This is a genomic window from Campylobacter sp. MIT 21-1684 (assembly GCF_026241315.1).
Taxonomy (GTDB): Bacteria; Campylobacterota; Campylobacteria; order Campylobacterales; family Campylobacteraceae; genus Campylobacter_D.
In genome coordinates this window covers 15704-41789 of record NZ_JAPHNA010000001.1, presented here as the reverse complement: position 1 = coordinate 41789, position 26086 = coordinate 15704, and the positions used below count along the sequence as shown (strand labels likewise).

27 protein-coding genes are annotated in these 26086 nt (G+C 32.3%); 24 read left to right on the top strand and 3 right to left on the bottom strand.

Going from position 1 to position 26086, the window contains the following annotated elements:
* Positions 1-129 precede the first annotated feature (129 nt).
* The gene (locus OQH62_RS00200; protein WP_266012271.1) at positions 130-1506 is read right to left on the bottom strand and encodes a replicative DNA helicase; all 1377 of its coding nucleotides are present in this window, start codon (positions 1504-1506) and stop codon (positions 130-132) included.
* Between the two features lie 105 nt (positions 1507-1611).
* Positions 1612-2685 (bottom strand): flavodoxin-dependent (E)-4-hydroxy-3-methylbut-2-enyl-diphosphate synthase, encoded by a 1074-nt coding sequence (gene ispG, locus OQH62_RS00195; protein ID WP_266012269.1) that lies wholly within the window; start codon positions 2683-2685, stop codon positions 1612-1614.
* Positions 2686-2768: 83 nt separating this feature from the next.
* On the opposite strand from ispG, the gene OQH62_RS00190 reads away from it, so the two are divergent.
* The 8 genes from OQH62_RS00190 to OQH62_RS00155 all read left to right on the top strand — a co-directional run bounded on the left by OQH62_RS00190 (position 2769) and on the right by OQH62_RS00155 (position 8483).
* Positions 2769-3287, top strand: coding sequence for an adenylyl-sulfate kinase (locus OQH62_RS00190; protein ID WP_266012267.1), 519 nt, complete (start codon positions 2769-2771; stop codon positions 3285-3287).
* 9 nt (positions 3288-3296) lie between these two features.
* A complete protein-coding gene (locus OQH62_RS00185) occupies positions 3297-3506 on the top strand; it encodes a hypothetical protein (protein WP_266012265.1) in 210 nt (69 codons plus the stop codon).
* 218 nt (positions 3507-3724) lie between these two features.
* Positions 3725-4684 (top strand): DUF2972 domain-containing protein, encoded by a 960-nt coding sequence (locus tag OQH62_RS00180; protein WP_266012263.1) that lies wholly within the window; start codon positions 3725-3727, stop codon positions 4682-4684.
* Between the two features lie 117 nt (positions 4685-4801).
* On the top strand, positions 4802-5824 hold the full coding sequence (gene ilvC, locus OQH62_RS00175; protein ID WP_266012261.1) for a ketol-acid reductoisomerase: 1023 nt from the start codon (positions 4802-4804) through the stop codon (positions 5822-5824).
* Position 5825: 1 nt separating this feature from the next.
* Entirely contained in the window at positions 5826-6926 is a 1101-nt protein-coding gene (locus OQH62_RS00170) for a divergent polysaccharide deacetylase family protein (protein ID WP_266012259.1), read from the top strand.
* The gene (locus tag OQH62_RS00165) at positions 6916-7692 is read left to right on the top strand and encodes a DNA-processing protein DprA (protein ID WP_266012257.1); all 777 of its coding nucleotides are present in this window, start codon (positions 6916-6918) and stop codon (positions 7690-7692) included. Before OQH62_RS00170 ends, OQH62_RS00165 begins: the two co-directional genes overlap by 11 nt.
* Positions 7689-8072, top strand: coding sequence for a Holliday junction resolvase RuvX (gene ruvX / locus OQH62_RS00160; RefSeq protein WP_266012254.1), 384 nt, complete (start codon positions 7689-7691; stop codon positions 8070-8072). Before OQH62_RS00165 ends, ruvX begins: the two co-directional genes overlap by 4 nt.
* A gap of 156 nt (positions 8073-8228) precedes the next feature.
* Entirely contained in the window at positions 8229-8483 is a 255-nt protein-coding gene (locus tag OQH62_RS00155) for a hypothetical protein (protein ID WP_266012252.1), read from the top strand.
* Between the two features lie 123 nt (positions 8484-8606).
* Here the strand turns inward: OQH62_RS00155 and OQH62_RS00150 are convergent, their stop codons facing one another.
* Positions 8607-9719 carry an NAD(P)/FAD-dependent oxidoreductase gene (locus tag OQH62_RS00150; protein WP_266012250.1) on the bottom strand — a complete coding sequence of 371 codons (1113 nt, stop codon included), beginning with the start codon at positions 9717-9719 and terminating at the stop codon, positions 8607-8609.
* A gap of 130 nt (positions 9720-9849) precedes the next feature.
* Between OQH62_RS00150 and OQH62_RS00145 the strand changes: the two genes are divergently transcribed.
* From OQH62_RS00145 to hypE, 16 genes are all read left to right on the top strand, one after another.
* A complete protein-coding gene (locus OQH62_RS00145) occupies positions 9850-11202 on the top strand; it encodes a sodium-dependent transporter (RefSeq protein WP_266012248.1) in 1353 nt (450 codons plus the stop codon).
* 10 nt (positions 11203-11212) lie between these two features.
* Complete coding sequence (locus OQH62_RS00140) at positions 11213-11401, top strand: hypothetical protein (protein ID WP_266012246.1); 189 nt, start codon at positions 11213-11215, stop codon at positions 11399-11401.
* Between the two features lie 135 nt (positions 11402-11536).
* Entirely contained in the window at positions 11537-11794 is a 258-nt protein-coding gene (locus OQH62_RS00135) for a hypothetical protein (RefSeq protein ID WP_266012244.1), read from the top strand.
* Between the two features lie 227 nt (positions 11795-12021).
* Entirely contained in the window at positions 12022-13203 is a 1182-nt protein-coding gene (locus tag OQH62_RS00130) for a thiolase family protein (RefSeq protein ID WP_266012242.1), read from the top strand.
* 9 nt (positions 13204-13212) lie between these two features.
* Entirely contained in the window at positions 13213-13902 is a 690-nt protein-coding gene (locus OQH62_RS00125; protein WP_266012239.1) for a CoA transferase subunit A, read from the top strand.
* A 1-nt stretch (position 13903) separates the two neighbouring features.
* Entirely contained in the window at positions 13904-14536 is a 633-nt protein-coding gene (locus tag OQH62_RS00120) for a 3-oxoacid CoA-transferase subunit B (RefSeq protein WP_266012237.1), read from the top strand.
* Between the two features lie 9 nt (positions 14537-14545).
* Positions 14546-15910 carry a TIGR00366 family protein gene (locus tag OQH62_RS00115; RefSeq protein ID WP_266012235.1) on the top strand — a complete coding sequence of 455 codons (1365 nt, stop codon included), beginning with the start codon at positions 14546-14548 and terminating at the stop codon, positions 15908-15910.
* Positions 15911-15920: 10 nt separating this feature from the next.
* Positions 15921-16694, top strand: coding sequence for a 3-hydroxybutyrate dehydrogenase (locus OQH62_RS00110; RefSeq protein ID WP_266012233.1), 774 nt, complete (start codon positions 15921-15923; stop codon positions 16692-16694).
* A gap of 9 nt (positions 16695-16703) precedes the next feature.
* The gene (locus OQH62_RS00105; protein ID WP_266012231.1) at positions 16704-17987 is read left to right on the top strand and encodes a GntP family permease; all 1284 of its coding nucleotides are present in this window, start codon (positions 16704-16706) and stop codon (positions 17985-17987) included.
* Between the two features lie 190 nt (positions 17988-18177).
* Positions 18178-18825, top strand: a complete 648-nt coding sequence (locus OQH62_RS00100; protein ID WP_266012229.1) for a M48 family metallopeptidase — start codon at positions 18178-18180, stop codon at positions 18823-18825.
* A 62-nt stretch (positions 18826-18887) separates the two neighbouring features.
* Complete coding sequence (locus OQH62_RS00095; RefSeq protein ID WP_266012227.1) at positions 18888-20423, top strand: hypothetical protein; 1536 nt, start codon at positions 18888-18890, stop codon at positions 20421-20423.
* Complete coding sequence (gene hypF, locus OQH62_RS00090; RefSeq protein ID WP_266012225.1) at positions 20404-22620, top strand: carbamoyltransferase HypF; 2217 nt, start codon at positions 20404-20406, stop codon at positions 22618-22620. The genes OQH62_RS00095 and hypF overlap by 20 nt, the downstream gene beginning before the upstream one ends.
* 37 nt (positions 22621-22657) lie before the next feature.
* A complete protein-coding gene (gene hypB / locus OQH62_RS00085) occupies positions 22658-23401 on the top strand; it encodes a hydrogenase nickel incorporation protein HypB (RefSeq protein WP_266012223.1) in 744 nt (247 codons plus the stop codon).
* Positions 23401-23682: a HypC/HybG/HupF family hydrogenase formation chaperone gene (locus OQH62_RS00080; RefSeq protein WP_266012221.1), complete on the top strand. Its 282-nt coding sequence runs from the start codon at positions 23401-23403 to the stop codon at positions 23680-23682. Before hypB ends, OQH62_RS00080 begins: the two co-directional genes overlap by 1 nt.
* Positions 23666-24754 carry a hydrogenase formation protein HypD gene (hypD, locus tag OQH62_RS00075; RefSeq protein ID WP_266012219.1) on the top strand — a complete coding sequence of 363 codons (1089 nt, stop codon included), beginning with the start codon at positions 23666-23668 and terminating at the stop codon, positions 24752-24754. Before OQH62_RS00080 ends, hypD begins: the two co-directional genes overlap by 17 nt.
* 346 nt (positions 24755-25100) lie before the next feature.
* The gene (gene hypE, locus OQH62_RS00070; protein WP_266012217.1) at positions 25101-26075 is read left to right on the top strand and encodes a hydrogenase expression/formation protein HypE; all 975 of its coding nucleotides are present in this window, start codon (positions 25101-25103) and stop codon (positions 26073-26075) included.
* The last annotated feature ends 11 nt before the right edge of the window (positions 26076-26086 follow it).

Below are 26086 nucleotides of genomic sequence, written 5' to 3'. Positions count from 1 at the left end.
ACATTCTACTCCTATTAAAATAATGAAATTATAACGATTTTTATGGATTTTAGATTAAGAAATTAAGCAAATCACACGAATTTTATTGTTTTTCTGTATATTTTGCAATAATTTTGTAACAATTTGAAATCAGTCTTTAAATTCTGTACTTGTAAAACGAGGCTTATCAACAAAACAAGATTTTTCTTTAAAAAATAATACTCCTGCGGTACCAATTGGACCATTTCTGTTTTTTCCAACTATAATTTCGGCTTCTTCTTGAACTGGATTTGGCATAAAAATTCTATTATATTCTTTACCTTCAGCTTTTGCTTTATTCTCTCTTTCTTTTTCTTCTTGCTCTCTATATACTTCATCACGATAAACAAATAAAATACTGTCTGCATCTTGCTCTATCGCACCACTTTCACGCAGATCGCTAAGCATAGGCCTTTTATTTGATCTTGATTCTAAAGAACGATTAAGTTGCGAAAGAGCGATAATAGGTATATCAAGTTCTCGTGCCAAAAGTTTTAAGCCTCTTGAAATTTCACTAACTTGCAAATGCCTGTCATTAAAGGTTGAATTGCTCATCATAAGTCCTATGTAATCAACAACGCAAAGTTCTATTTGTTGGTCTTTGGTTTTTAATCTTCTTAAAATCGCTCGAATATCTGTTATTGTTGCATATCCGTTATCGTAAATGAAAAATGTATTTTGAGCGTATTCATCACAAGCGTGTCCTATTCTTTCCCATTCATCATCATTTAAATCAGCTGTGAGGATTCTTTGTAAAGGGATTGAAGTTTTAGCTGAAAGCATTCTTTGCATAATGTGTGTTGCTGGCATTTCAAGTGAAAACATTACAACACCTTTGTTTTGTCTTAGAGTTCTTTCAATAAAATAAAGACATAAAGAAGTCTTTCCCATTCCCGGACGTGCCGCTATAATAATAAGCTCACCACCCTTAAAACCCTTAGTCATACTATTTAATTCGCTAAAACCTGTGTCTAGTCCTATTATATCTTTATTTTCTAGCAGTTTTTGTTTTTTAAAATCTTCAAGAAGTTCTTCAAGAACTATTTGCATATCTTTAATATCCCTTGTATTTATACGATTGGTAAGATTAAAAAGTTCTTTGCTTAATTCATCAGTAATTTCATTGACAGGACGCATTTGGTTGATACGTGTTGGAAGAAGATGGGCGAAATGAAGTAACTGTCTTTTGAGAGATTTTTCTCTCAATTCTTTTACATATAAGGCAATGTCAATGATAGAAGGAGTGGAGAGAATTTCATTGAGAATGTTTTCATCTAAATTTTTGTGTTTTTTTAAAAAACTTATGCTAATGGGTTCTCTAGCGTTTGCACAAGTTATTAAGGCTTTAAAAATGTCTTGATGTGCTTTGAGACTAAAGTCTTGAGGCTCAATATCTTCAGCTATGCTTAAATACGTTTCCTCGCTACTTATACACGCGCTTAAAATAGCACGTTCTAGGTCTAAATCAAAATGTTCATTATATTGCATTTATACTTCTTTGGTTTAGATTTTATTTTTAAGTATTGTATTATACAAAATACAATCTGAAACTCTAGCTTGTACATTTGAGTTTAATTGATTTGTTTTGTAATTTTATTCTTTTATTGTTCTGCTTTTAAGTTCATCTTCAACTTCAAGCAAGAATCTCTCTACAAGCTCATCTTCTTTTAGTTTGGCTACAACTTCGCCTTGTCTGATGATTAAACCTTGTTTTTTTCCAAAAGCTATGGCAACATCAGCTCCTTTTGCTTCACCTAAAGCATTAACAACACAACCCATAATGCTAATATTTAAAGGTTCTTGTATGTGTTTTGTTTTTTCTTCAACAATGGCAATTGCTTTCACCAAATCACTTTGTATTCGTCCGCAAGTGGGACAGGAGATAATATTAATACCGCTTTTTTGTACTCCGCTGTCTTGTAAGATAGCTTTTGCAACGCGAATTTCCTCTTCAAGTTCTCCTGTCATTGAAACTCTCATTGTATCACCTATACCTTTTAAGAGGAGATTTCCAAGTGCAATAGAGCTTTTTATTGTACTGTGAAATTTTGTTCCAGCTTCTGTTACACCTAAGTGAAAAGGGTAATCACAAAGAGGTCTGAGTCTTTCATAAGCTTGAATCGTCTTTTGTGTGTCTGAAGTTTTCATAGAAATTTTAATATCTGTAAAATCAAGATCTTCCAAAAGACCTATGTTGTATTTGGCACTTTCAAGCATAGCATCAATACCATATCCATATTTATCGCTAAATTGCTTTTCTATTGAACCGTGATTGATTCCTATCCTTATAGGAATATTTCTTTCTTTGCAGGCTTTCACTACTTCTTTTATATTTTCTTTAGAACCTATATTACCGGGATTTATACGCACTCCGTCAATAAATTGCGCACAAAACACAGCAAGTTTATGGTTAAAATGTATATCAACAATCAAAGGTAGAGGGCTCTTTGATTTAATTTCTTTTAAAGCCCTTGCATCAGCCATATCAAGACAAGCTAAACGCACTATATCCGCTCCAGCAAAATACAAACGGTTGAGTTGTTCTAAAGAAGATTCTATATCTTTAGTTTTGCTAAAGAGCATAGATTGAACTGAAATGGGCGCATTCCCGCCAATGAGAACTTGTCCTATTTTAATTTGTTTGGTTTTATATCTCTTGTATTGCATAGCATTTCACTTTATTTTTTTGCTAGATTTTAGCTTTTTTTGCTTTAATTTTGTTAATAATTTTACAAAAATAAGGAAGAAAAATGGATTTAAGAAAAGGCGGGGTACTTTGGCTTAATGGACTTGCTGGAAGTGGCAAAAGTTTTATCGCTGAAGCTTTATATAAGAATTTGCGAAGAAAGATGAATACTATTATTTTATTAGATGGAGATAAATTCAGAGAACTTTTGGAAAATTTTGCATATGACAAAGAAAGTCGTATTGAAGTTTCTTTGAAACGTTCTCAATTTGCTCACTTCTTAAGCTCACAAGGAATGCTTGTTATCGTCAGCGCTATCTCAATGTGGAATAAGGTGTATCGTTACAACCGCGAAACTCTTCAGCAGTATTTTGAAATTTATGTTAAATGTGAGTTGGATGAATTAAAAAGACGGGATAAAAAAGGTTTATATAGTGGTTTTACAAATGGCAAAATCTCTAATGTAGTAGGTATGGATATCAATTATGACGAACCTAAGCCTGATTTACTCATTGATAATACAAAATGCGATTTACTTGATGAAAAAGTGCAAAAGATTGTAAATGCTTTGAAATTTGATTAAGGTGAAAGCGTGGAAAAATTACTACAGACACTTCAAAAGAATTTAAAACCGCAGTGTGCCAAAATACTTTTAACGGCTCTTCAAAATTCAAATGATGAAAGTTTTTTTGCTTTTGTACTTGAAAATTTAGAAAGTATTATTGTTTGGCTTAATTCTAAGGAATTTGAACATATGTATCTTAATGTCCAATCCCCCCCCCTAGCTATCCACCTCTATTAAATCCTGCTTTTATTGATTCTGATTCAAGTCAATACTGTGCAAATCTTGCGTGGAATTTAAACCTACCACTTCCAAAAAAATATAAATTTATTTATGTCTCACCTCACGGAGTTGGTGCGGCAGCTTTTCTTCGGTATCTTAATGAGTGCTGTAATGTTTTTTGTCAAGCGTCTTGGGTTTTACCTAATGATGCTAAAGAAAGATACTGCTTTCAATATATGTGTTTAAATAGCACACACATACAAGAACAAGCTCTTAATATTTCAGAGCTTGATGTGAAAGATTTTGGTAAATATCTTAGTCTGTTTGATTCAGAGGTTAAAATTATTTGCGGGGTAAGAGATCCTATATCTTTACTTAAACATTGTCTTGGAAGAGATTGGAGTAAGGTAGAGAGGAAATTTGAACCAAATATAAATCTCACTTATGATTTTAGAAAGATTATAGAATTTTTGCGACACAGAAAGCCTGATATAGAAATTGATTTTACGCTTTTAAAACAGAGCAGCTTTATGCTTCACAATTTGCTTGATAAATTTTCTTCAATACGTTTTATAGATATGAGTGAATTTTCTTATGATACTTTATCAAGTCTTGCTGTTGATTTTTGTTTTTCTCCTCCTTCACCAACAAGTAAGGAGCTTTTTAAGATACAAGAATTTCGAGGGTATCTTCGTTATATGTTTCCTTTAAAATTATATGCAAATAAAAATGATGTTAAAAATATCTTTTCTTTATCAAAACCAAACAATCATTTCAATCATTCTATTGATACTCTTGAAAGTATTGTTTTTACTTTTAATAGAAAACATAAAAGCGAAGAGATAAATATACTTGATGAATTTCATCGTAGTTATTTAAATGATGATATGGGAATTTATATTAGCAAGGAACACTTTCAAATTTTACGTCAAGATACAGCATTGTATAGAAGCTGTAAAAATTATATACAAGCATTTATGGAGAAAATTAAAGAGGTGGTTGATGAGAGCGAAAGAACTATGTTAAAAGAGGAAGAGCTTTTAGATTTTTTAAAACAAAGACCGAAATTAAGTTTGCAAGTTTATGAAGAATTATTTGCAAAAGAGCTCGCAGTCATTTCAAAGCACCGTCCTGATATAGTGCAAAAATGGAAATATTATAGGCGGTTTGAAAAAAATGTCTTGCAAAATAAATAATTTCCCACTGTATGTAGCATTTTAAAATTCTGCTATTTTTCTTTTGGAGTTTTTAATAAAATTTTAGTATAGTTAAGCTAGAATCAAACTTTGTAACTTCATTTCTAAGGAGAAAATATGGCTGTTGTGGTATATTATGATAAGGATTGTGATATCAATTTGATAAAGTCAAAAAAAGTTGCTGTTGTTGGTTTTGGCTCTCAAGGACACGCACACGCGATGAATTTAAGAGATAGTGGCGTTAAAGTTATCGTTGGTTTGCGTGAGGGTGGTTCAAGTTGGAAAAAAGCTAAAGAGGCTGGCTTTGAAGTTCTTTCTGTGAGTGAAGCGACAAAAGTGGCTGATGTGATTATGATATTAGCTCCTGATGAACTCCAAGCTGATATTTTTCACAATGATATTAAGCCAAATTTAAATGAAGGAAAAGCTTTGGCTTTTGCGCACGGGTTTAATATTCATTATGGACAAATTGTTGCTCCAAAAGGTACTGATGTGATTATGATAGCACCAAAAGCACCGGGTCATACTGTGAGGAATGAATTTGTTTTAGGTGGCGGTACTCCTTGTTTAATTGCCATAGCTCAAGATGAAACTAAGAATGCAAAGAATATTGCTTTAAGTTATGCGAGTGCAATAGGCGGAGGGAAAACGGGTATTATAGAAACTACTTTTAAAGCTGAAACAGAGACAGATTTATTTGGAGAACAGGCTGTGCTTTGCGGTGGTTTAAGTGCTTTGATTCAAGCAGGATTTGAAACTTTGGTTGAATCAGGATATGAGCCTGAAATGGCTTATTTTGAATGTTTGCACGAAATGAAACTTATTGTAGATTTGATCTATCAAGGTGGTATAGCTGATATGAGGTATTCTATCTCAAATACTGCTGAATATGGTGATTATATAACAGGTCCAAAAATTATCACCGAAGAGACAAAAAAAGCAATGAAGCAAATTTTGAAAGACATTCAAAATGGTGTCTTTGCGAAAGATTTTATTTTAGAAAGAAGAGCAGGTTTTGCTAGAATGAATGCTGAACGCAAAAAGATGAATGATTCTTTAATAGAAAAAACAGGAAGTAATTTACGTGCAATGATGCCTTGGATTAGTGCTAAAAAATTAATTGATAAAGATAAAAATTAATTTGTCGAAAAAAAGTTTAACTCGAATTTGTTATTTTTTAATCGTAGCTATACTTTCTTTAAGTTGTATAGCTTTAGTTTTGGTGGTTTTTTTAAAATATGAAAAAATACCTAATTCCAAGCCTAAAATAGAACAAAGTACGCAAGTACAACAAGGAAAAGCCCAACTAAAAGAAAGTCTTTTTGGTTGGGTTTATGTTGAAAATGAAATACAACCAGAGTTTCCTAGCCCTTTTCAAAGTTTTTTTAGCGAAGAAAAAAATACAAGCACTGTCAATGAGAAACTTGCTTTCTTAGAAGGTCAAGTATTTTTAGAACAAAATCGTACGCAGCAAGATCAAAATTCTATTGAAATTCCAATAGAAACAAACCCAACACAAGAATATCCAAATCTTAAACAAGAAGATGTGCAAAAACAAGATCAAGATATTGCAAAATTAGATTCAAAAAAACAAAAAGCACGGCTTGCGATTATTATTGATGATATGGCGCATTACAGTCATGTTAAAAACTTTAAGGCTCTGAATTTAAAACTTATTCCTTCGTTTTTTCCACCTGATGCAAATCATAAACATACAGTCCAATATGCAAGTGAATTCCAATTTTTTATGGTACATTTGCCTTTGGCAGCCTTAAATTATGATAAACCTGAACTTGATACTTTAGATCCACAAGACACTCAAGAGAAAATCAATCAGAAAATTGCAAGCATTAAAAAAGATTTTAAAGGATTAAAATATATTAATAATCATACAGGTAGTCTTTTTACCAGTGATAAAGAAGCAATGAAAAAGCTTTATAAGGCTTTGAGAGCACAGGATTTTGTCTTTGTTGATTCAAGGACTATACACAATTCGAAGGCAGCTGAAATTGCTAAAGAAATAGGGCAAGTTTATATTAAAAGAGATGTTTTTTTAGACAATGATAATGATCTTTCTTCCATAAAAAAACAATTAGAATTAGCTGTACAATTAGCCCATAAAAAAGGTTTTGCTATTGCTATAGGACATCCTAGAAAGAATACCTTTAAAGCTTTAAAAGAAAGCAAAGAACTTCTTTCAAGCGTTGAGCTTGTATATTTGAGTGAAGTGTATGGCGAGTGAAATTCTCTCTGATGTATTTTTAAAATTTTTTGCCAAAGCAAAGAATCCTCCAAAAAGGCTTTATTATAAAGGAAATATAGAGCTTTTGCATAAAAGGAAAATTGCCCTTATAGGTTCAAGAAAGATGAGTGTTTATACAAGAAATTGTGTTTTAGAGCTCGGTTTTTTGTTGAGGCAAGCTGGTGTTTGTATTGTAAGTGGAGGAGCCTTAGGTGTAGATATTACAGCTTTACAAGCTTCAATGCCTTCAAGTATAGCTATTTTTGCAAATGGACTTGGCAACATTTATCCAAAAAGCAATGAAAAAATCATTAGGCAAATCTATCAAAATGGTTTAGCTCTAAGTGAAAATATTGATGATTATATCCCAAAAAAGTATGATTTTTTGTTGCGAAACCGTCTTGTTGTTGCTTTAAGTGAAGCAGTCATTATCGCTCAAGCTGATTTACAAAGCGGCTCTATGCAAAGTGCGAGATTGTGTGAAAAACTTAAAAAACCGCTTTTTGTTTTACCACAGAGAATGAATGAGAGCAAAGGTACAAATATTTTGATTGAGGAACACAAAGCTGAACTTCTTAGTGATTTTGAAATTTTTGCACAAAAAATGGGTTTTTTAGTGAATCAAAAAAATGATGAATTTTTGGAATTTTGTAGGAAAGGCGTGAGTGTAGAAGAGGCTTTAAAACTTTATGGAGACAAACTTTATGAATATGAACTTGAAGGAAAGATTGAGATTGATGGTGTTCGTATAAGGGTTTTGGTGTGAAAGCTTTGGCTATAGATGTGGGATTAAAACGTATCGGAGTTGCCCTTTGTGTTGATGGGAATGTTGCTATTCCTCTTAAAGCTGTATTGCGAAAGAATCGTAAGCAGGCTGCTAAAGAATTACAAATTCTGTTAAAAGAATATCAAATTTCTTTACTCATTGTAGGTATTCCTTGTGGTGGTTCTTGTGAAACTGAAATGACTTCTCGCATTAAACATTTTGTTTCTTTGCTTGAATTTGAAGGTGAAATTTGTTTTGTTGATGAAAGTTTTACAAGCAAGGAAGCTCTCAAATTTGGAAGAGTAAAAACACGTATTAAAGATGGAAGACTTGATTCTTTGTCTGCTTTAATTATGCTAAGGACATATTTTGGACTTTGATTCTGATGAAATTTATACTGGTAAGGGATTAGAGAGAATTTTTTATTTCTTTTAAGTCTATAAAAATGTCTGCGTGTTTATCAATCATTTGAAATATACTCAACGAAGAATTTGAGAATGAATATACCGCTTTAGTTTTGTCTTTTAGAAAGCAAGATGAATTTTATTATTTCTTTAATGACAAGACAAAGCTATTTTGAATTTTCTCAAAAGTTTTGGGAATGGAAAATGTTTTATGAAAAATTTTACTTCGTATTGCTTGATTCTTCTTGTTTTACTTTTATAAAAAACAGATTTGAGTGCGAAGAGATCAAAGACAGAAATTGCTCATTTAGCACGAATGCAAAAAAACTATTGCATTCTGCTTTGAAGAATGGAGAGGCTTTTGTTTATAATACTTGCATTTTTTAAGAGAAGAAAATGAAGAAGTTGTAGCAAAACAATGGAATAAGTAATTCTTTTGCACTTGAAAAGTGCAAAAGAATTATAACCTTATGAGTATATGATGGATTTTTTTAAAAAGTTTGCTTGAAATTAAAAAAGAGCCTTTATTCCTTGAAGTTTAAAAAGCCATTGAAATTCTACAAATTTTTTTATCCAAGATGCTGTTTTGCCTTTTATCTCCTTTGAACCGATAAAACCTAATGCGTAGTCATCTCCTAAAGAACACAAAGTCCCTTTGCTTTGATAGCTAAATTTTGTATCGTGTTTGTTGAAAGTTTCGGCAAGATATTTTCCTTGTTGGAGTGCAAGTTGTGCAGTTGGCGGCACAATTTTTTCTGTTTTAGGGTCCTTAAAGGCACTACAATCTCCGAGTATAAAAATATTTTGCATTGTTTTGTTTTGATGAAGAGGTCGTAAGAATTCATCGGTTTCAATTTTGCTTCTTTGTGAATGAAAAAAGCTTGAATTTTCTATTACTTCATTCCCTTTTACCCCTGCTGTCCAGAGTATTATATCTGCGTGAATTGTTTCTTGCTGTCCATTTCTTTCTATGATTACCTTATTTTCTTGACATTCTACAATCTTTGAATGAATATAAAATTCTACGCCCAAATTTTCTAAATACCGTTTTGCTTCTAAAGCCAAGTTTTGACTAAACATAGGAAGTATCGTAGGCATAGCTTCTATGCATTTAATTGTAATTGTATGTTTAAATTGTAAGTCTTTGATTAAATTCCCTACAAGTTCTATACCACTAAAACCACCACCACATACAATGATTTCATATTTTTGTTTTTGACGATTTTGCTCTTGTATTTTTTGATAAATACTCAAACAATCTTCATAATTTGTTATAGTATGGCAGTATTTTTTTACTCCTGGTATTTTAAAATCATCACTAGCAAATCCAAGTCCTACAATTAAAATGTCATACTCATATTCACCTTTTTCTGTGCAGACGATTTTTTCTTTAATTTCTTTTACTGTATCTTGTATGAAATGTACTCTTTTTGGCAAAATATCTGTGTATGCTACAGTAATATTTTTTGCTTTGCTGACAACTTCGTGAAGTAAAACACTTGTGTAATGCCTGTTTTCTCGAGAAATTAAAGTAAAACTAAAATCTTGCAATTGTTCAAAATGAAGATTTTTTATGAAAGACAAACTTGCATACCCACCGCCCAATATAAGAACTTTTTTCATAGTTTAAACCTTTTATGTTTTTTGAAATATAGTAACATAAAAAGTATATTTTGTTGAAAATTCTCTTGTTTTTTTTAAAATCTCTTATTTTTTGTGTAAAAATAGGTAAATAATAAAAAAAGGACAGCTTATGAGACATTCTTGGTCAAATACTCTGACTTATATACTTGTAACGGCTGGAGCTACTATTGGTTTTGGGGCTACGTGGAGGTTTCCTTATCTAGTAGGTACTAATGGGGGAGGTGCTTATGTATGTATTTTTATAGTGGCGATGATACTTATAGGAATTCCTATGATTTTAGTTGAAAATGTGATAGGTAGAAAAGCTCAAAAAAATGCTCTTGATGCTTTTGATCCAAACTTTCAGAGGAAAGAATTTTCTAAGTTGTGGAAAATTATCGGTTATATAGGGCTTATTGGTTGTTTTGGTATCATAGCTTACTATATGGTTTTAGGTGGTTGGGTTTTTACTTATATTTTCCACATTTTTTCAGGTTCTTTAGACCTTTCAATTCCTATTGATAAAGAAATTACTCAAAGATTTTATAGCGAAAATATAGAACATAATCCTCTATTTATCAGTTTTTATACTTTGCTTTTTGTTGTGTTGAATTACTGTGTTTTGGTGCGTGGAATTTCGCAAGGCATAGAAAAAGCGATGAAACTTTTAATGCCTTTGCTTGCATTGTGTCTTGTTGCAGTTGTTTTACGCAATCTCACTCTTGAAGGTGCTTCAAAAGGCATTATTTTTTATCTGTACCCGGATTTTTCTAAAATTTCTGCAAAGGTTTTTTTAGAAGCCTTAGGACAAGTTTTTTTTGCCCTTTCCTTAGGTTTTGCTGTAATGATTACTTTATCTTCTTATCTTAATAGAAATGAGAATTTGGTTAAAACTGCCGTAACTACTGGATTTATAAATACTTTAATCGCTTTATTAGCTGGTTTTATGATTTTTCCTTCTCTCTTTACTTTTGATTTAGAGCCGTCATCTGGTCCGCGTCTTGTTTTTGAGGTTTTACCGATAGTTTTTTCAAAAATGTATTTTGGTGCTTTCTTTGCTTTAAGTTTTTTTATTTTGCTTTTAACAGCAGCTTTTACTACTTCTATTACGCTCTATGAGCCGCTTATTACTGTCATTGAAGAAAAATTTGGTTTTGGAAGAAAGAAGGCTGTATTTTTAGTGCTTGTTTGTACTTTTTTTCTAGGAAATCTCCCCTGCATTCTTGCTTATGGACCTTGGAGAGAAGTGATGATTTTTGGGAGGAATATCTTTGATACTTTTGATTTCATCAGTGGAAACATCTTTTTTGTTTTGACTGCACTAGGGACTTCAATTTTTGTAGGTTGGGTTTTACAAGAAGACGCTAAAAAAGAACTTTTGCAAGGTTTTCAAAAGAAAAATTTTGTGAATCTATGGTTTTATTATGTGAAATATATTGTGCCCGTTATTATTTGTGCTATTTTTATTAGTGGGATTGTATAAAGGAGAAACAATGATTGTAGGTTGCCAAAAGGAGATTAAAACTCAAGAATACAGAGTAGCTTTAACACCTGATAATGTAAAAGAATATGTAAAAGCAGAACATAGGGTTTTTATTGAAAAAGATGCTGGAATTGGTGCTGGTTTTACAAATGACTATAAAGAGGGACAAATTTTATACCTATTTGCATTTGGCTGCTAATGAAAATTTTACAGAAGTCATTTTAGAGAAAAAATTTCAGTATAGTCTATGAGACAATTAAACAAAATATATTTTACCTTGTCTTGCTCCAATGAGTGCCATAGCTGGACGTTTGTCTGTTTTTGAAATAGCAAAGTGCAATCAAAAATTTATGGAGGCAGAGGGGTACTTTTAAGTGGTATTGCTGGAGTTAAAAAGGCTAAAATTGTTATTGTTGGACTTAATGCCGCACAAATTTATGAGTTTATACATTACTGCGTAGCTAATATGTCAGCTTTGTTGTTTAGCATTGATAGATTCTACTTTGCCTTTTGGTTTGCAAATTGCTCAATTTGGCATCAAAGACGTTTTATTGCAAAATCCTTCCTTCTTAGAAGGGTTAAATACTTATAAAGGTGTTTGTACTTATGAGGCTTTTTATTTCAATTATATTCCTAGCAGAGACGCCCTTTTAAATTTATCTTAAGAAAAAAGCTTTTGTATACAAAAAGTAACATTTTTTCTTAAAGCTTTAATAAAACTCAATCTTTATATTTTTAATTCATAGTTTTTATTATACACTCAAAACAAACTTCAAATATAAGTTAAATATAAATTAATCTTTATCAAGGAGAAAATGAATGTCTGAAATTGTTGTCGTTTCGGCAAAAAGGACAGCCATAGGTTCTTTTTTAGGAAGTCTTAAAAACACAAAAGCTTCCGATATGGCAAGCATACTTTCAAGGTATATAATCCAAAGTTTAAATTTACAAGCAGAGCATATTGATGAGTTGATACTTGGTCAAGTTTTACAAAGTGGAGGTGGGCAAAATATAGCCAGACAAGCTTTGATTGATTGTGGAGGTGGACAAGAAAAAACTGCTTTTTTGGTTAATATGGTCTGCGGTTCTGGTTTAAAAGCAGTTGAATTAGGCTTTAATGCTCTTAAACTTGGAAATGCTTCTATGATTTTGGCTGGAGGTAGTGAAAATATGTCTTTAGCACCTTTTCTTGTGAAAAATGCACGAACCGGGATAAAAATGGGACATCAAACCTTGATTGATTCTATCATACAAGATGGCTTATGGTGTGCTTTTAATGACTATCATATGGGAATTACAGCTGAAAATTTGGCAAAAGAATACAAAATTTCAAGACAAGAGCAGGATGAATTTGCTTTCAATTCCCATCGTAAAGCAATTAGTGCCATACAAAAAGGGAAATTTAAAACAGAAATTCTTCCTTTGACTTTAAAAGAAAGAAAAAAAGAATTCCTTTTTGAAGAGGATGAATTTGTAAGAAAGGATATTAGCTTACAGACTTTAGCAAAACTTCCGCCGGCTTTTGAAAAAGAGGGTAGTGTAAGTGCGGGCAATTCTTCCGGTTTAAATGATGGAGCCGCTATGCTTTTACTTTGCACAAAACAAAAGGCTTTAGAGCTAAATTTGCCTATACTTGCAAAACTTAAGGCTTTTGCAAGTATAGGGGTAAAGCCTAGCATAATGGGCATAGGTGCTGCCTTTGCTGCGAAAAAACTTCTGCAGCAGAATAAACTTAATATTAAAGATATAGATTTAATTGAAGCTAATGAAGCTTTTGCTGCTCAAAGCATAGCAACGATGAAAGAATTACAAGCTGATGAAAGTAGGGTGAATATATATGGTGGTGCTATAGCATTAGGACATCCTATTGGAGCAAGTGGTGCAAGGATACTTACAAGTCTTATTTATGCTCTAAGACAAGAAAAGAAAAATCTCGGTTTAGCTACCTTATGTGTAGGTGGAGGACAAGGGATAAGTGCTTTAGTGGAAATTGATGAGTAGGATTAGAAAATGAATAAAATTATTACAGATTTAAATGTGGCTTTTGCGGATCTAAAAGACGGAGCAACGATCTTAGTTGGTGGTTTTGGCTTGTGTGGCATACCTGAATTTGCTATCTCTAAGCTTAAGGATTTAGGTGTAAAAAATCTTACTATTGTAAGCAATAATTGCGGTATTGACGATTGTGGTTTAGGAATTTTACTTCAAAATAAACAGATTAAGAAAATCATCGCTTCTTATGTTGGTGAAAATAAAACTTTTGAACAGCAATTTATTAATGGCGAATTAGAAGTAATTTTGACTCCGCAAGGCACTTTGGCAGAGCAGTTAAGAGCAGGTGGTGCTGGAATAGCTGGTTTTTATACTCAAACAGGAGTAGGAACTTTAGTTGCACAAGGGAAAGAACATAAAGAATTTAATGGGAAAATATACATTTTAGAACAGGCAATTACAGGGGACTTTGGTTTGGTTAAAGCTCAAAAGGCTGATAAATACGGAAATTTAGTTTTTAATAAAACAGCACGAAATTTTAATCCTTTGTGTGCGAGTGCTGCAAAAATAACTATCGCAGAGGTTGAAGAAATAGTTGATGAAATTGAACCTGATAGTGTGCATTTGAGCGGAATTTATGTAGATTTTGTCTATAAGGGTGCTAAATACGAAAAAAGAATAGAAAAAATTATCACAAGAAAGGAATAGTATGTCAAAAGAACTCATTGTTAAAAGAGCCGCAAAAGAAGTAAAAGATGGAATGTATATTAATCTTGGCATAGGCATACCAACTTTAGTTGCTGATGAGATTAAAAATTTCAATTTAGAAGTTTTTTTGCAATCAGAAAATGGTCTTTTGGGTATAGGTGCTTATCCTAGAGAAAATGAAGTAGATGCTGATTTGATTAATGCAGGAAAGGAAACAATTACTATCGTTAAGGGAGCTTCATTTTTTGATAGTGCTCAATCCTTTGCTATGATTCGCGGGGGACATATTCATTTAGCTATTTTAGGAGCTATGGAAGTATCTCAAAATGGAGATTTGGCAAATTATATGATACCGGGTAAGCTTGTTAAAGGTATGGGCGGGGCTATGGATTTGGTTGTTGGTGCTAGAAGAATAGTTGTTGTTATGGAGCATACAAACAAATTTGGAGAGAGTAAATTAAAAAAAGAATGCACACTTCCTTTAACAGGTAAGGCTGTTGTAAATCGTTTAATTACAGAACTTGGTGTTTTTGATTTTGAAGAAGGAAAGATGAAACTTGTTGAATTGCAACCTAAGGTGAGTTTAGAAGAACTTCGGGTGAAAACAGAGGCTGAATTTGAAGTGTGTTTGTAAGGATTTTTTATGTTTTGGTTGCATTCACTAACAAGAGTCTGTGTTTTTTTAGCGTCAAAATGTCTGCCAGATTCTTTTGTTTTGGTTGGAATTTTAACACTCTTTGTTTTTTTGTTAACGTATTTTGTTACAGGGCAAGATGCGCTTATTATAGTCAATAATTGGGGGAATGGAGCTTGGTCTTTACTTGACTTTTCTATGCAAATGGCTTTGGTGCTTGTTTTAGGGCAGGCTTTGGCAAGTGCTCAACTTATTTCTTCTTTTTTAAAATATCTTTCATCTTTGCCAAATGGACATTTTAGCGCTATAGTTTTGGTTACTTTCTTATCTTTATTTGCTAATTGGATAAATTGGGGTTTTGGACTTGTAATTAGTGCTATTTTTGCTAAAGAGATTGCGAAGAATGTTAAAGGGGTGGATTACCGTTTATTGATAGCAAGTGCGTATTCTGGTTTTGTAATTTGGCACGGCGGCTTGTCTGGTTCTATACCTTTAAGTGTTGCAAGTGCTTCTGAGTCTTTAACTAAAATAAGTGCTGGAGTTATAACCGAAGCCATACCTATATCTGAAACGATTTTTTCTTCTTATAATCTTATCATTACAGCAATTATAGTTCTTTTTTTACCTTTTTTACTTGCCTGTATTCATCCAAAAAAAGAAGAAATTATAGGAATTGACTCTAAGCTTTTAAATTTGGAAGAACAAGATATTGAGCTTATCAATCACAACAAAGATAAAACCTTAGCTCATTTTTTAGAAAATAGTGTTTTGGTAAGCATTATCATAGCTGTTCCCGGTTTGGTGTATTTGATTTATTATTTTTCACAAGGTGGTTCTTTAAATTTAAATATAGTCAATATGATCTTTTTATTTCTTGGAATTTTACTTCATAAAACGCCTGTTGCTTATGTAAAGGCTATAAATCATTCTGCAAAATCAGCCGCTGGAATCTTGCTTCAATTTCCATTTTATGCTGGTATTATGGGTATGATGACTGGGACAAGCGATGGCGGTGCTTCTTTTGCAAGTATGCTCTCACAAGCTTTTGCAAGTATTGCTACTCACGATACTTTTCCAATACTCACTTTTTTAAGTGCTGGATTAGTCAATATTTTTGTTCCTTCAGGAGGTGGTCAATGGGCTGTGCAAGCTCCTATAATGCTTCCTGCTGGAATAAAATTAGGTGTTTCACCTAGTGTAGTAGCTATGGCTATCGCTTGGGGCGATGCTTGGACTAATATGATACAGCCTTTTTGGGCTTTACCTGCGCTTGCTATTGCCGGTCTTGGTGCAAAAGATATTATGGGTTATTGTGTGATAACCTTACTTTTTGTTGGCATAGTCGTATCTTTGGGCTTTTTATTTTTGGTATAAGGATTAGAATATGAAAAAAGTTGTTATCGTAACAGGTAGTGCTAGTGGAATAGGCTTGAGTATAGCTCAAAAATTTTTGCAAGAAAATTATAAGGTTGTTTTTTCTGATTTAAATCAAGAAGCTTTAAATAATATAAAAAATTCAATTTCATCTGATTTAAAATCTGAAATTTTAACTCTAACTTGTGATGTTGGCAAGGAAGAACAAGTAAAAAATTTAATAGAAAAAACAACAAATACCTTTGGTCGTATTGATGTGTTTATTAATAATGCAGGTTTGCAATTTGTAGCTCCTATTGAGGAATTTCCTGTGAGTAAATTTGAGCAAATGCTTTCTATTATGCTTGTAGGTGCTTTTATCAGTACAAAATATGTGTTGCCAATAATGAAAAAACAACAATTTGGACGCATTATTAATATGAGTTCTATAAATGGGCTTATAGGTTTTGCAGGAAAGGCGGCTTATAATAGTGCTAAACACGGACTCATAGGTCTTACTAAGGTAACCGCTTTAGAATGTGCTACTTTTGGTATTACAGCAAATGCTATTTGTCCTGGTTATGTTGATACTCCCTTAGTAAGGGGACAAATGCAAGATCTAGCTAGAACTAGAGGCGTAAGCGTGGAAAAGGTTTTGGATGAGGTGCTTTATCCTTTGATACCGCAAAAACAGCTTGTTGATATTGATGATATTGCTTCTTTAGCTTTATTTTTAGCTTCAAATTCAGCTAAGAATATTACCGGACAAAATATGGTTATTGACGCCGGATATACAGCGCAGTGAGAGTTTGATATGATAGGAATTTTTTTAGGTTTAATTTCTTTAATGGTTTTAGCGTATCTTGGTTGGTCTATCATTTGGGTAGCTCCTATTGCTGCCGGTGTGGTTGCGATTAGTGGTGGGCTTGATCTTTTTGATGCTTATACCAATGTATATATGAGTGGTTTTGTGGATTTTGCAAAAGATTGGTTTCCTGTTTTTATGCTAGGTGCTATTTTTGGAAAGCTTATGGAAATAACACATATGGCAAGTTCGGTTTCTTTGGCTTTAGGAAAAATACTCGGTGAAAAAAGGGCGATTTTGGGTGTTATTCTTTCAGCTGCTGTTTTGACTTATGGAGGAGTGAGTTTATTTGTTGTTGTATTTGCCGTGTATCCCTTAGCTTTATCTTTGTTTAAAAAAGCGAATATTACAAGGCGGCTTATCCCTGCTACAATTGCCTTAGGAGCTTTTACTTTCACTATGACAGCACTTCCGGGAAGTCCCCAAATTCAAAATCTTATTCCTATTAAATACTTTGACACTACCGCCCTAGCAGCACCGATTATGGGTTTGGTGGCCTCTGTTATTATGTTTGTTGGGGGCTATTTTTATCTTAAATTGAGAGAAAATTCTTTGCGAAATTTAGGCTATGTTTATGATGATCCTGATGAAAAGCATAATATGCCCTTAGACAATACTAAAGTGCCATATTTTATCCTTTCTTTGCTACCATTAATATGTGTGGTTTTGCTTTTAAATATTTTTTCTTTTGAGATTGTTACGGCTTTGATTTGTGGCATTATTTTAATTCTTTTGTTAAATATAACTAGATATAAGCATTTTATCACTGCTATTAATGCAGGTGCGCAAAGTTCTATTATAGCGATTATCAACACAAGTGCAGCAGTAGGTTTTGGTTCTGTTGTAAAAAATGTTCCGGATTTTAAAACTTTGACTGATTTACTAAGTATTAAAGGTAGCCCTTTGATTTCTGAAGCTGTTGCTGTAAATTTACTAGCAGGCGCGACAGGATCAGCTTCTGGTGGTATGGGTATAGCCTTACAGGCTTTAAGCGAAAAATACAAAGAAATTGCTCTAAAAGAAAACATTCCTTTAGAGCTTTTTCATAGAGTAGCTTCTATTTCTTCAGGAGGACTTGATGCCTTGCCTCATAATGGAGCGGTTTTAACCTTACTTGCTATCACTGCTATGACGCACAAAAAAAGTTATTTAGATATTTGTGTTGTTGCGGTTATTATTCCTATTTTGGCATTGGCAGTAGGAATACTTTTAGCAAATTTTGGAATTTATTAAAAGATTTATATGTTGAAAATTTGGCATTAAATGATTTTCAATGCCCATAGAGAATGTATTTATAATGCTTTATAGTATCAAGATTCTTTTAAAGAATTTTATAGGCATACTCATTATTTTGTGTGCAATAAAATTTAAAATTCTACGATTAGCTTATGTTTGAATGAGTTTGGTTTTATAAAGAGCGAAAATGGCAAAGCAAAAGATTAGTGCAGGAGTGTTGCAATTTTTTCAGTGGGAAATTTTCTATCAAAGAAAGTCTGTAAAAAATTTGCTTTTAAAATTGAATGAAGAAGGAGAATTTCATCTTAATATTCCAAAAAATTGCAGTCAAGAAAAAGTGTTTGCTTTTTTAACAAAGAATACAGCTTGGATGGAGAAAATTTGGCAAAATTATCAAAATATACAAGCAAGAAAACAAGAGAATGAAATGTATTTTCTAGGAAAAAAATACAATGTAATTATTGATGCAAATTTTTGCAAAACTCGTTGGTATAAAAATTCTTTACAGAGTACTTCTAAAGAATGCTTAGAGCGATTTTTAAAGATGAATGCTCGCATTATTTTTGGTTTTTATTTAAAAAAATGGAGTATGCGCACCGGACTTTGTTTTACACATTTGAGCATTAAAAAAATGAGAACGCGTTGGGGGTCGTGTAATGTAAAGAAAGCATACATTAATCTTAATATCAGATTGCTTGAAAAAAGCTTGCAAGCCATTGAATATGTTATTCTACACGAACTTGCTCACCTTAAATATGCAAATCATAGTAAAGAATTCTATCAATTTATAGAGGGTTTTATGAGTGATTTTAGACAGAGAGAGAAAGAATTCTAGTTTTGTTTTTGATTGAAAAAATGGTATAGTTGTAGTTTTTAGTTTTATGTAAGGAAAAAATTTTGATTTTAGAATTTCATTTTGAGTACATTGCTGATAATAATATTTTTGAACATCTTTTACACTTTTATGCAAAAGGCTATGAATACTGTTTAAGCCGAAATGACGAAAAGATAATTTTTCAAATTCAAGCAGAACCTGAAATCTTAGAAGCTTTTTGTGAGAGCTTAAATGGTATTAGTAATAGTGTTTTTTTACGGAAATTTGATGTAAAAGCGGTTGAAAAATTTGGCTTGTCAGAAGCTGTTACAACAGAAATTCACAATGAAAAATTCCGCTATCTTACCTACTTAAATTCTCAAAATTATCTCCAAAACAATCAATTACAAGAAAATGAATGGAGCGTTTTTTGTGAACTTGAAATTTCATTTGATAAAGACACATTTATCAAAATTGACAAAGATAATTTTTTCTCTCTTTTAGAACAAGTTGATACACTCATTAAAAATGGACAAAAAATTTGGATTAAAAATCATAAAGGAGTTTATGAATTTCATATTTTTAATCTTAATAATATTCATTTTGAATGTGATTTTTTACTTCCCTGTGATATGAAAGCTATTGCTTCTGTTTTTGTATGTTCTAATGAGAATCTTAAACTGCTTGCAAGTCTTGAAAAACCATTAATAAGACTACGTTTTAACGCGATATTTCGTAAAAATCATAATCTTATGTTTAATGAATTTAAGATTAAGCTTGCAGAAGATTTATTTACTTTTGCTTTGTGTTTAAAGCTTTGGCAACAAGGATATAAATTTCTTAGTGTTAAAAAACTTTGTGAATTTCAAAAGGACTTTGAACTTTTTAGTTTTGAAAACAATATTGTTGTACTTGAAGGTTTTGAATTTATCAATGAGAGGGCAAGAACACTTCTTTTTTCAAAAGAAGACAAAAATATGTCCCGACTTTCTTATCTGATTTCGCGTTTCAAAGAGGAGGCTTTTATCTTAGAACTTAGCAAAGAATATGATGATATTTTGCTTGTTGGAAAAGAGCTTAATATTTTAAAACTTACTTTGCCTCAAAGTGCGCAAGAATTCTATGAAGATATGAGAAAAGATAAAACTGCTGCAAAACTTTTGCAAAATTTTTCTAAAGAATTTCCTCTTTTAGATGAAAAATTTGATTGCAAAGCCAATTTTTTTTCTCTCTTGTGCATACTCGGTCGGATTTTGAATTTAGATGAGGATTTTCATAAGGCTGGAGTAGAACTTTTAGAACTTGCACAAAGTGCTAAACTTCCACGTGGGGTAAAAATTGACTATCGTTTAAATGAGCAGAAAGAATTTGATTACACTCGTACTTTACGTTCAGCGATGAGTTTTATGTTAGCAGGCGTTGAAAGTGTCAATATTGCTTATGGAGCACTTGAAAGTTTGGCGTATTTTTTACGTGATTTGTATGATGATTTGCGTGAAAAGAAACAGGCGCAGATCGCTGTTATTAGCGGATCTTTGTTCGAAAATAAAGCCTTATTAAAAAATACTCTCAAACACCTTAAAGACTGCAAGCTTAGTGATGTCGCACTTAGGATTTAGACTCGAAATTTCAGGACTTGTTCAAGGGGTTGGTTTTCGTCCCTTTGTTTATACAGTTGCTCAACGTTTGAATCTTAAAGGCGAAGTTTATAATGATGGTTTTGGCGTTGTTGTTTTATTGTGCTGCGGGCTTGAAAAATGTGAAGAATTTATTGCACTTTTAAAGGCAGATTTACCATATCTTGCAAGGATTGATTCAATTCAAATACATCAAACTCAAACTAAGATTTATGATGATTTTTGTATTACTCCTTCAAAGTATAATTTAAAATCAGCACCTTTATTAAGTGATTTTGGTATTTGTTCTGAATGTAAAAAGGAATTTTACTCTGCGCAAGATTTAAGACATCTTTATCCTTTTATTACTTGTACGCTGTGTGGTCCAAGATTTTCTTTTATAAGAACTTTGCCTTATGACAGAAAAAATACAAGTATGGACAAATTTATTATGTGTGAATTTTGTAAAAGTGAATTTGAAAATCCTTCAAGCAGACGTTTTCACGCCCAACCAATTTCTTGTCCAAAATGCGAAATTCATACATACTTAAAAGATGTAACAGGTACAATTCTTGCAAGTTCAACAGAAGCTTTTAAGAAAACAGCAGAATTTTTAAGGCAAGGCAAGATCATAGCAATCAAAGGAATGGGTGGTTTTCATTTGATGTGTGATGCTTTTAATTCTAAAGCTGTGAGCGAATTAAGATTAAGAAAAAACCGACCTTTAAAACCTTTTGCTTTAATGTGCCCACATTTAAAAAGCGCACAAGAACTTGCTTGTATTAATGAGACTGAAGCAGATCTCTTGCAAAGCCAGCTTGCTCCTATTGTACTTTTACAAGCTAAAAAATCTTTCCCTTTGCTTGCACCTCATATGAATAAAATAGGTATTATGCTTGCTTACACTCCTTTTCATCTGCTGCTTTTTGAGTATTTTCAAGGTGTGCTTGTAGCAACGAGTGCTAATTTAAGTGGTGAAAGCATTATTTATAAAGAGCAAGATTTGTGTGAGAAGCTTTGTGGAGTGTTTGATTTCTATCTTAGCTACGAAAGAGAGATACTTCATTCAAGTGATGATAGTATCGCTCAAGTTGTCGGCACACAAACAATGTTTTTGCGTACTTCTAGGGGCTTAAATCCTTGCTATATAGACCTTAAAGACAAAATAGATACGAGTATAAACGTTTTAGCATTAGGTTCTGAACTTAAAAATCAGTTTGCTCTTCTTTTTCATAATAAACTCCTTCTTTCACCTTATATAGGCAATATGAAAAGTGTTGATGTAAATGAGAGATTTTTTACTCTACTTGAATTTTTTCAACGCACTTACGAACTTGACTTTGAAGTGCTTTTGTGTGATAAACATCCACATTTTTTCTATACAAAGCAAAACAAAGCTAAAAGAAAGTATGCAATTTCTCATCATTATGCTCATTTTTGTGCTGCTTTATTTGAGTATGGTATTACAGAAAAAGCACTTGGTTTTATCTTTGATGGTACAGGATATGGAGATGATGGAAAAATTTGGGGAGGAGAACTTTTTATTGGCGATTTGAATTCTTACCAAAGGATAGGACATTTTGAATATTTTAAACTTATTAATAGTGATATTGCAAATTTACAAAATCTTGCCTTGAGTGTTCTTTGGCATTATGGTTTGGAAAATGAAGCTGAGAGTTTTTTTGCTACCATTCCAAATGTAAAATTAAAGAATCTTTCACTAATTTATCAAAATTCTTCACTCACAACCAGCTCACTTGGCCGTATTATCGACGCTTTTGGGGCTTTAGTTTTTGGAGTTTCAAAACTTTCTTATGAGGCACAAATTGGTTTAATGTGTGAAAGTTTTTATGATTCTAAACTGCATTTCTCTTATGATTTGCCTTTTGAAAATGGAAAAATTTCTTTTAAAGAATTAATACAAGGAGCTTTAAAACACGATAAAAGAAAAGCAGCAACAGGTTTATTAAATGGTTTGGCTGATTTGATTGTGCGTTTGAGTAAAGAGTATGATTTAAAAGTTGTCTTAAGTGGAGGAGTGTTTCAAAATAAAACCTTGCTTGAAATTTTACAACGTAAAAATTTCAATTTTTATGTGCCTTTAAAGTTTCCTTGTAATGATAGCTCTATCGCCTTAGGACAAATGGCGCATTTTTTAACTTTGCTAGAGAAAAATCAAACTCATCAATTTTTAAAGTAATATAATTTATAATAGAAACAAAAATAAAGGAGTTATAATGTGTAAAGATTGTGGCTGTTCCATAAACTCACATACTCACGACTATGACAATAAGCACCATATGTATGATAATCCTAGTTTTAAAGAGAAAAAAACTCTTGAAGTTTTAAGTACGATTTTGAGTAAAAATGAACATCAAGCAGCTCACAATAGAAAACATTTTAATGAGGCTAAAGTCCTTTGTATCAATCTTATGAGCTCACCCGGAAGTGGTAAAACAACTTTGCTTGAAGCGACTATCAAAGCTTTAAAAAACGAATTGAATATTGCCGTGATTGAGGGAGATTTAGAAACAAACAATGATGAAAAGAGGATACGACAAGCGGGAGCTAAAGCGTATCAAATCACAACAGGACAAAGCTGTCATTTAGATGCTTTTATGATTCATAAAGCTTTGCATCATTTAGATATAAAAGATTGTGATTTGCTTTTTATAGAGAATGTTGGCAATCTTGTTTGTCCTGCGAGTTACGATTTGGGAGAGCATTTAAATGTAGTTTTACTTTCTAGTACTGAAGGGAGTGATAAGCCGCAAAAATATCCTGTGATGTTTCGAAAAGCTGATGTTGTTTTAATTACCAAATCTGATGTGGCACAGCATTTTGATTTTAATTTTGAAGAAGCTACTTCTTTGGTTAAAGAGCTAAACCCAAGAGCTGATATTCTTTTTGTTGATTCTAAAAATGGGACAAATATACAGCTTTGGTATAAGTTTTTACGTTTAAAAAAGGAATTGTTTTAATGTGCCTTTCTATACCTTCTGAAATTTTAGATATTGATGAAAACAATAATGCTTTAGTTCAAACCTTAGGGGTTAAAAGAAAAGTGAATTTAGATTTGATTAGCGAACCTTTAGAAAAAGGCGATTTTGTGTTAATTCACGTTGGGGTAGCTATGGAAAAAATTGATAAAGAATCTGCACTTGAAAGTATAAAAACATACAGAGATATAGTTGAAAAGATGAGAAATGGGGAAATATCTGCTAATGAAGGAGATTTAGGTTTAAATGAATTTCATCGATGATTTTAGGGCTAAAGAAACTCTTTTTGCTTTAAAAAAGCTTATAGCTCAAAAAATTACTCGTACTATTAATATTATGGAGATTTGCGGGGGACATACTCATAGTATTATGAAATACGCTTTACCTGCTTTGTTGCCAAAAGAGATTAATTTTATACACGGACCAGGCTGTCCCGTGTGCGTAATGCCAAGATCGCGAATAGATGTAGCAATCAAACTTGCTTCTATGCAAGATGTTATTTTCTGTACACTTGGTGATTTGCTTAGGGTGCCCGGGAGTAGTTTTTCTTTGCTTGATTTAAGAGCTAGAGGTGCTGATGTAAGGGCACTTTATTCTCCACTTGATGTTCTTCAAATTGCAAAAGAAAATGCACAGAAAAAAATTATATTTTTTGCCATAGGTTTTGAAACAACAACTCCAATGACGGCTTTACTTTTGGAAAAAACAAGGGAGCAAAATATAAAAAATATTTTTTTTCATATCAATCATATTACAGTACCGGCTCCTGTTGAGGCAATAATGAATGATGAAAATGTAAAAATAGATGCCTTTTTAGGACCTTCACACGTGAGTGTGATTACCGGGTATCATATTTACATACCTTTGTCTAAGAAATTTAATACTCCTATTGCTGTGAGTGGATTTGAACCTGTTGATATACTAGAAAGCATTTTAAATATAGTAGAACAAATAAATGCAGATAAGGCAGAAGTATATAATCAATACAATAGAGCTGTGAGTTTTTCAGGAAATATAAAGGCTCAGGAATTGATAAAAAAATATTTTGAGCTTTGTGATTTTGAATTTAGAGGTTTAGGACTGATTAAGAATGGTGGCTTAAAACTTAAAGATGAATTTAGTCATTATGATGCGAGTAAAGTATTTGACTGTTCAGTACAAAGTAAAAATGAAAATAAAGCCTGTATTTGCGGACAAATTTTAAGAGGTTTGGCAAAACCTTATGAATGTAAAGTTTTTGGCAAAGCCTGTACCCCAAAGAATCCAATAGGTAGCTGTATGGTCTCTGGAGAAGGTGCTTGTGCTGCGTACTATAAATATGCAAAAGCTCAATAGTTATTTTTAAGAATTTTTTAAAAAATAGCTTGTGTAAAAGAATGTCGGAGCAAGTTTCTTATTCTAATAACACTTTACTCGTATATATTTGTATGAGGCACTTAAAATAATTGTTGCTGTGTAACAAATTTTTGTTTTTTCATTATAGTCAAAGCAGATTCGTTTAACTTAGATGACTTAAAATTTCTAAGACTAGATGTATTGTTTTAAACTTATTTTTAGAAGGTAGCTAGGACTATGTAAAAAAAGTTCTAATTTTACATATGAATTTCTTGTAAAAACTCTTAGAGTGAATGATGAAGCTAGCGGAAATTCTGTGATATAATAAAATTGTTTAAGGAGATATATGGAACAGATTTTACTCTCACACGGTGGTGGCGGTGAGGAAATGAATGAACTTTTAAGTACTGTATTTCAATTTTTTGATAATGAAATTCTATGTAAGGCAAATGATGCAGCCATTTTAGGAAATTTAGCATTCAGTACAGACAGTTTTACTTTAAATCCTTTGTTTTTAGATGATGATATTAATATTGGAAAACTTTGTGTTTGCGGAAGTGTTAATGATGTTTTAATGGTTGGGGCTAAACCTTTATATTTAAGTCTTGCTTTTATTATAGAAGAAGGTTTTGAGAGACAAAAATTCGAAAGCATTCTTCAAAGTATAAAGGGAGAATGTGAGAAAGTGAATGTTTTGGTTGTTTGCGGGGATACAAAGGTAGTGCCAAAAGGCAAAGGCGATGAGATATATATTAATACTACGGTTTTGGGCGAAATCATTACAAAAAAAGAGACAAAGGATATTAGAGAGGGATTAAGTATTTTACTCTCTGGAGATATAGGCAGACACGGTGCAAGTGTGCTTGTGAAAAGAAATCATTTAGAAGCAAATATTAAAAGCGACTGTAAAAGTTTAGATAAAGAGGTTTTAGGACTCTTGCAGCAAAATATTAAGGTTGTAGCTATGCGAGATGCTACTCGTGGCGGCTTAAGTGCTGTATTAAATGAATGGGCAATGCAGTGCGGAAATGATTTGTTAATTTATGAGGAACAAATTAAAGTACAAGAGGAGGTTTTAGGGCTTTGCGAGCTTTTTGGTTATGAACCTTATGAACTTGCAAATGAAGGCACTTTTGTGCTTTGTGTTGAAAAAAAGGATGAAAAAAAAGCTCTTGAATTTTTGCAAAATTTTAATCAAAATGCAAGCATAATAGGTGAAGTAAAGAGTGAAAAAAGATCGCGGGTGGTTTTACAAAATGCCTTTGGAGGAAAACGCTTTTTAGAGGTCCCTAAAGGTGAGTTATTACCAAGAATTTGCTGATAAATTAAAGC

Excerpts from the sequence above, each read along its gene's own strand:
- OQH62_RS00105 (WP_266012231.1), top strand. The coding sequence starts at position 16,704 with ATGATAGGAATTTTTTTAGGTTTAATTTCTTTAATGGTTTTAGCGTAT.
- OQH62_RS00115 (WP_266012235.1), top strand. The coding sequence starts at position 14,546 with ATGTTTTGGTTGCATTCACTAACAAGAGTCTGTGTTTTTTTAGCGTCA.
- OQH62_RS00190 (WP_266012267.1), top strand. The coding sequence starts at position 2,769 with ATGGATTTAAGAAAAGGCGGGGTACTTTGGCTTAATGGACTTGCTGGA.
- hypD (WP_266012219.1), top strand. The coding sequence starts at position 23,666 with ATGAATTTCATCGATGATTTTAGGGCTAAAGAAACTCTTTTTGCTTTA.
- ilvC (WP_266012261.1), top strand. The coding sequence starts at position 4,802 with ATGGCTGTTGTGGTATATTATGATAAGGATTGTGATATCAATTTGATA.
- OQH62_RS00140 (WP_266012246.1), top strand. The coding sequence starts at position 11,213 with ATGATTGTAGGTTGCCAAAAGGAGATTAAAACTCAAGAATACAGAGTA.
- hypF (WP_266012225.1), top strand. The coding sequence starts at position 20,404 with ATGTCGCACTTAGGATTTAGACTCGAAATTTCAGGACTTGTTCAAGGG.
- OQH62_RS00120 (WP_266012237.1), top strand. The coding sequence starts at position 13,904 with ATGTCAAAAGAACTCATTGTTAAAAGAGCCGCAAAAGAAGTAAAAGAT.
- OQH62_RS00155 (WP_266012252.1), top strand. The coding sequence starts at position 8,229 with ATGAATTTTATTATTTCTTTAATGACAAGACAAAGCTATTTTGAATTT.
- OQH62_RS00145 (WP_266012248.1), top strand. The coding sequence starts at position 9,850 with ATGAGACATTCTTGGTCAAATACTCTGACTTATATACTTGTAACGGCT.
- OQH62_RS00180 (WP_266012263.1), top strand. The coding sequence starts at position 3,725 with ATGTGTTTAAATAGCACACACATACAAGAACAAGCTCTTAATATTTCA.
- OQH62_RS00125 (WP_266012239.1), top strand. The coding sequence starts at position 13,213 with ATGAATAAAATTATTACAGATTTAAATGTGGCTTTTGCGGATCTAAAA.
- hypB (WP_266012223.1), top strand. The coding sequence starts at position 22,658 with ATGTGTAAAGATTGTGGCTGTTCCATAAACTCACATACTCACGACTAT.
- OQH62_RS00100 (WP_266012229.1), top strand. The coding sequence starts at position 18,178 with ATGGCAAAGCAAAAGATTAGTGCAGGAGTGTTGCAATTTTTTCAGTGG.
- hypE (WP_266012217.1), top strand. The coding sequence starts at position 25,101 with ATGGAACAGATTTTACTCTCACACGGTGGTGGCGGTGAGGAAATGAAT.
- OQH62_RS00200 (WP_266012271.1), bottom strand. The coding sequence starts at position 1,506 with ATGCAATATAATGAACATTTTGATTTAGACCTAGAACGTGCTATTTTA.
- ispG (WP_266012269.1), bottom strand. The coding sequence starts at position 2,685 with ATGCAATACAAGAGATATAAAACCAAACAAATTAAAATAGGACAAGTT.
- OQH62_RS00150 (WP_266012250.1), bottom strand. The coding sequence starts at position 9,719 with ATGAAAAAAGTTCTTATATTGGGCGGTGGGTATGCAAGTTTGTCTTTC.
- OQH62_RS00130 (WP_266012242.1), top strand. The coding sequence starts at position 12,022 with ATGTCTGAAATTGTTGTCGTTTCGGCAAAAAGGACAGCCATAGGTTCT.
- OQH62_RS00110 (WP_266012233.1), top strand. The coding sequence starts at position 15,921 with ATGAAAAAAGTTGTTATCGTAACAGGTAGTGCTAGTGGAATAGGCTTG.
- OQH62_RS00080 (WP_266012221.1), top strand. The coding sequence starts at position 23,401 with ATGTGCCTTTCTATACCTTCTGAAATTTTAGATATTGATGAAAACAAT.
- OQH62_RS00165 (WP_266012257.1), top strand. The coding sequence starts at position 6,916 with ATGGCGAGTGAAATTCTCTCTGATGTATTTTTAAAATTTTTTGCCAAA.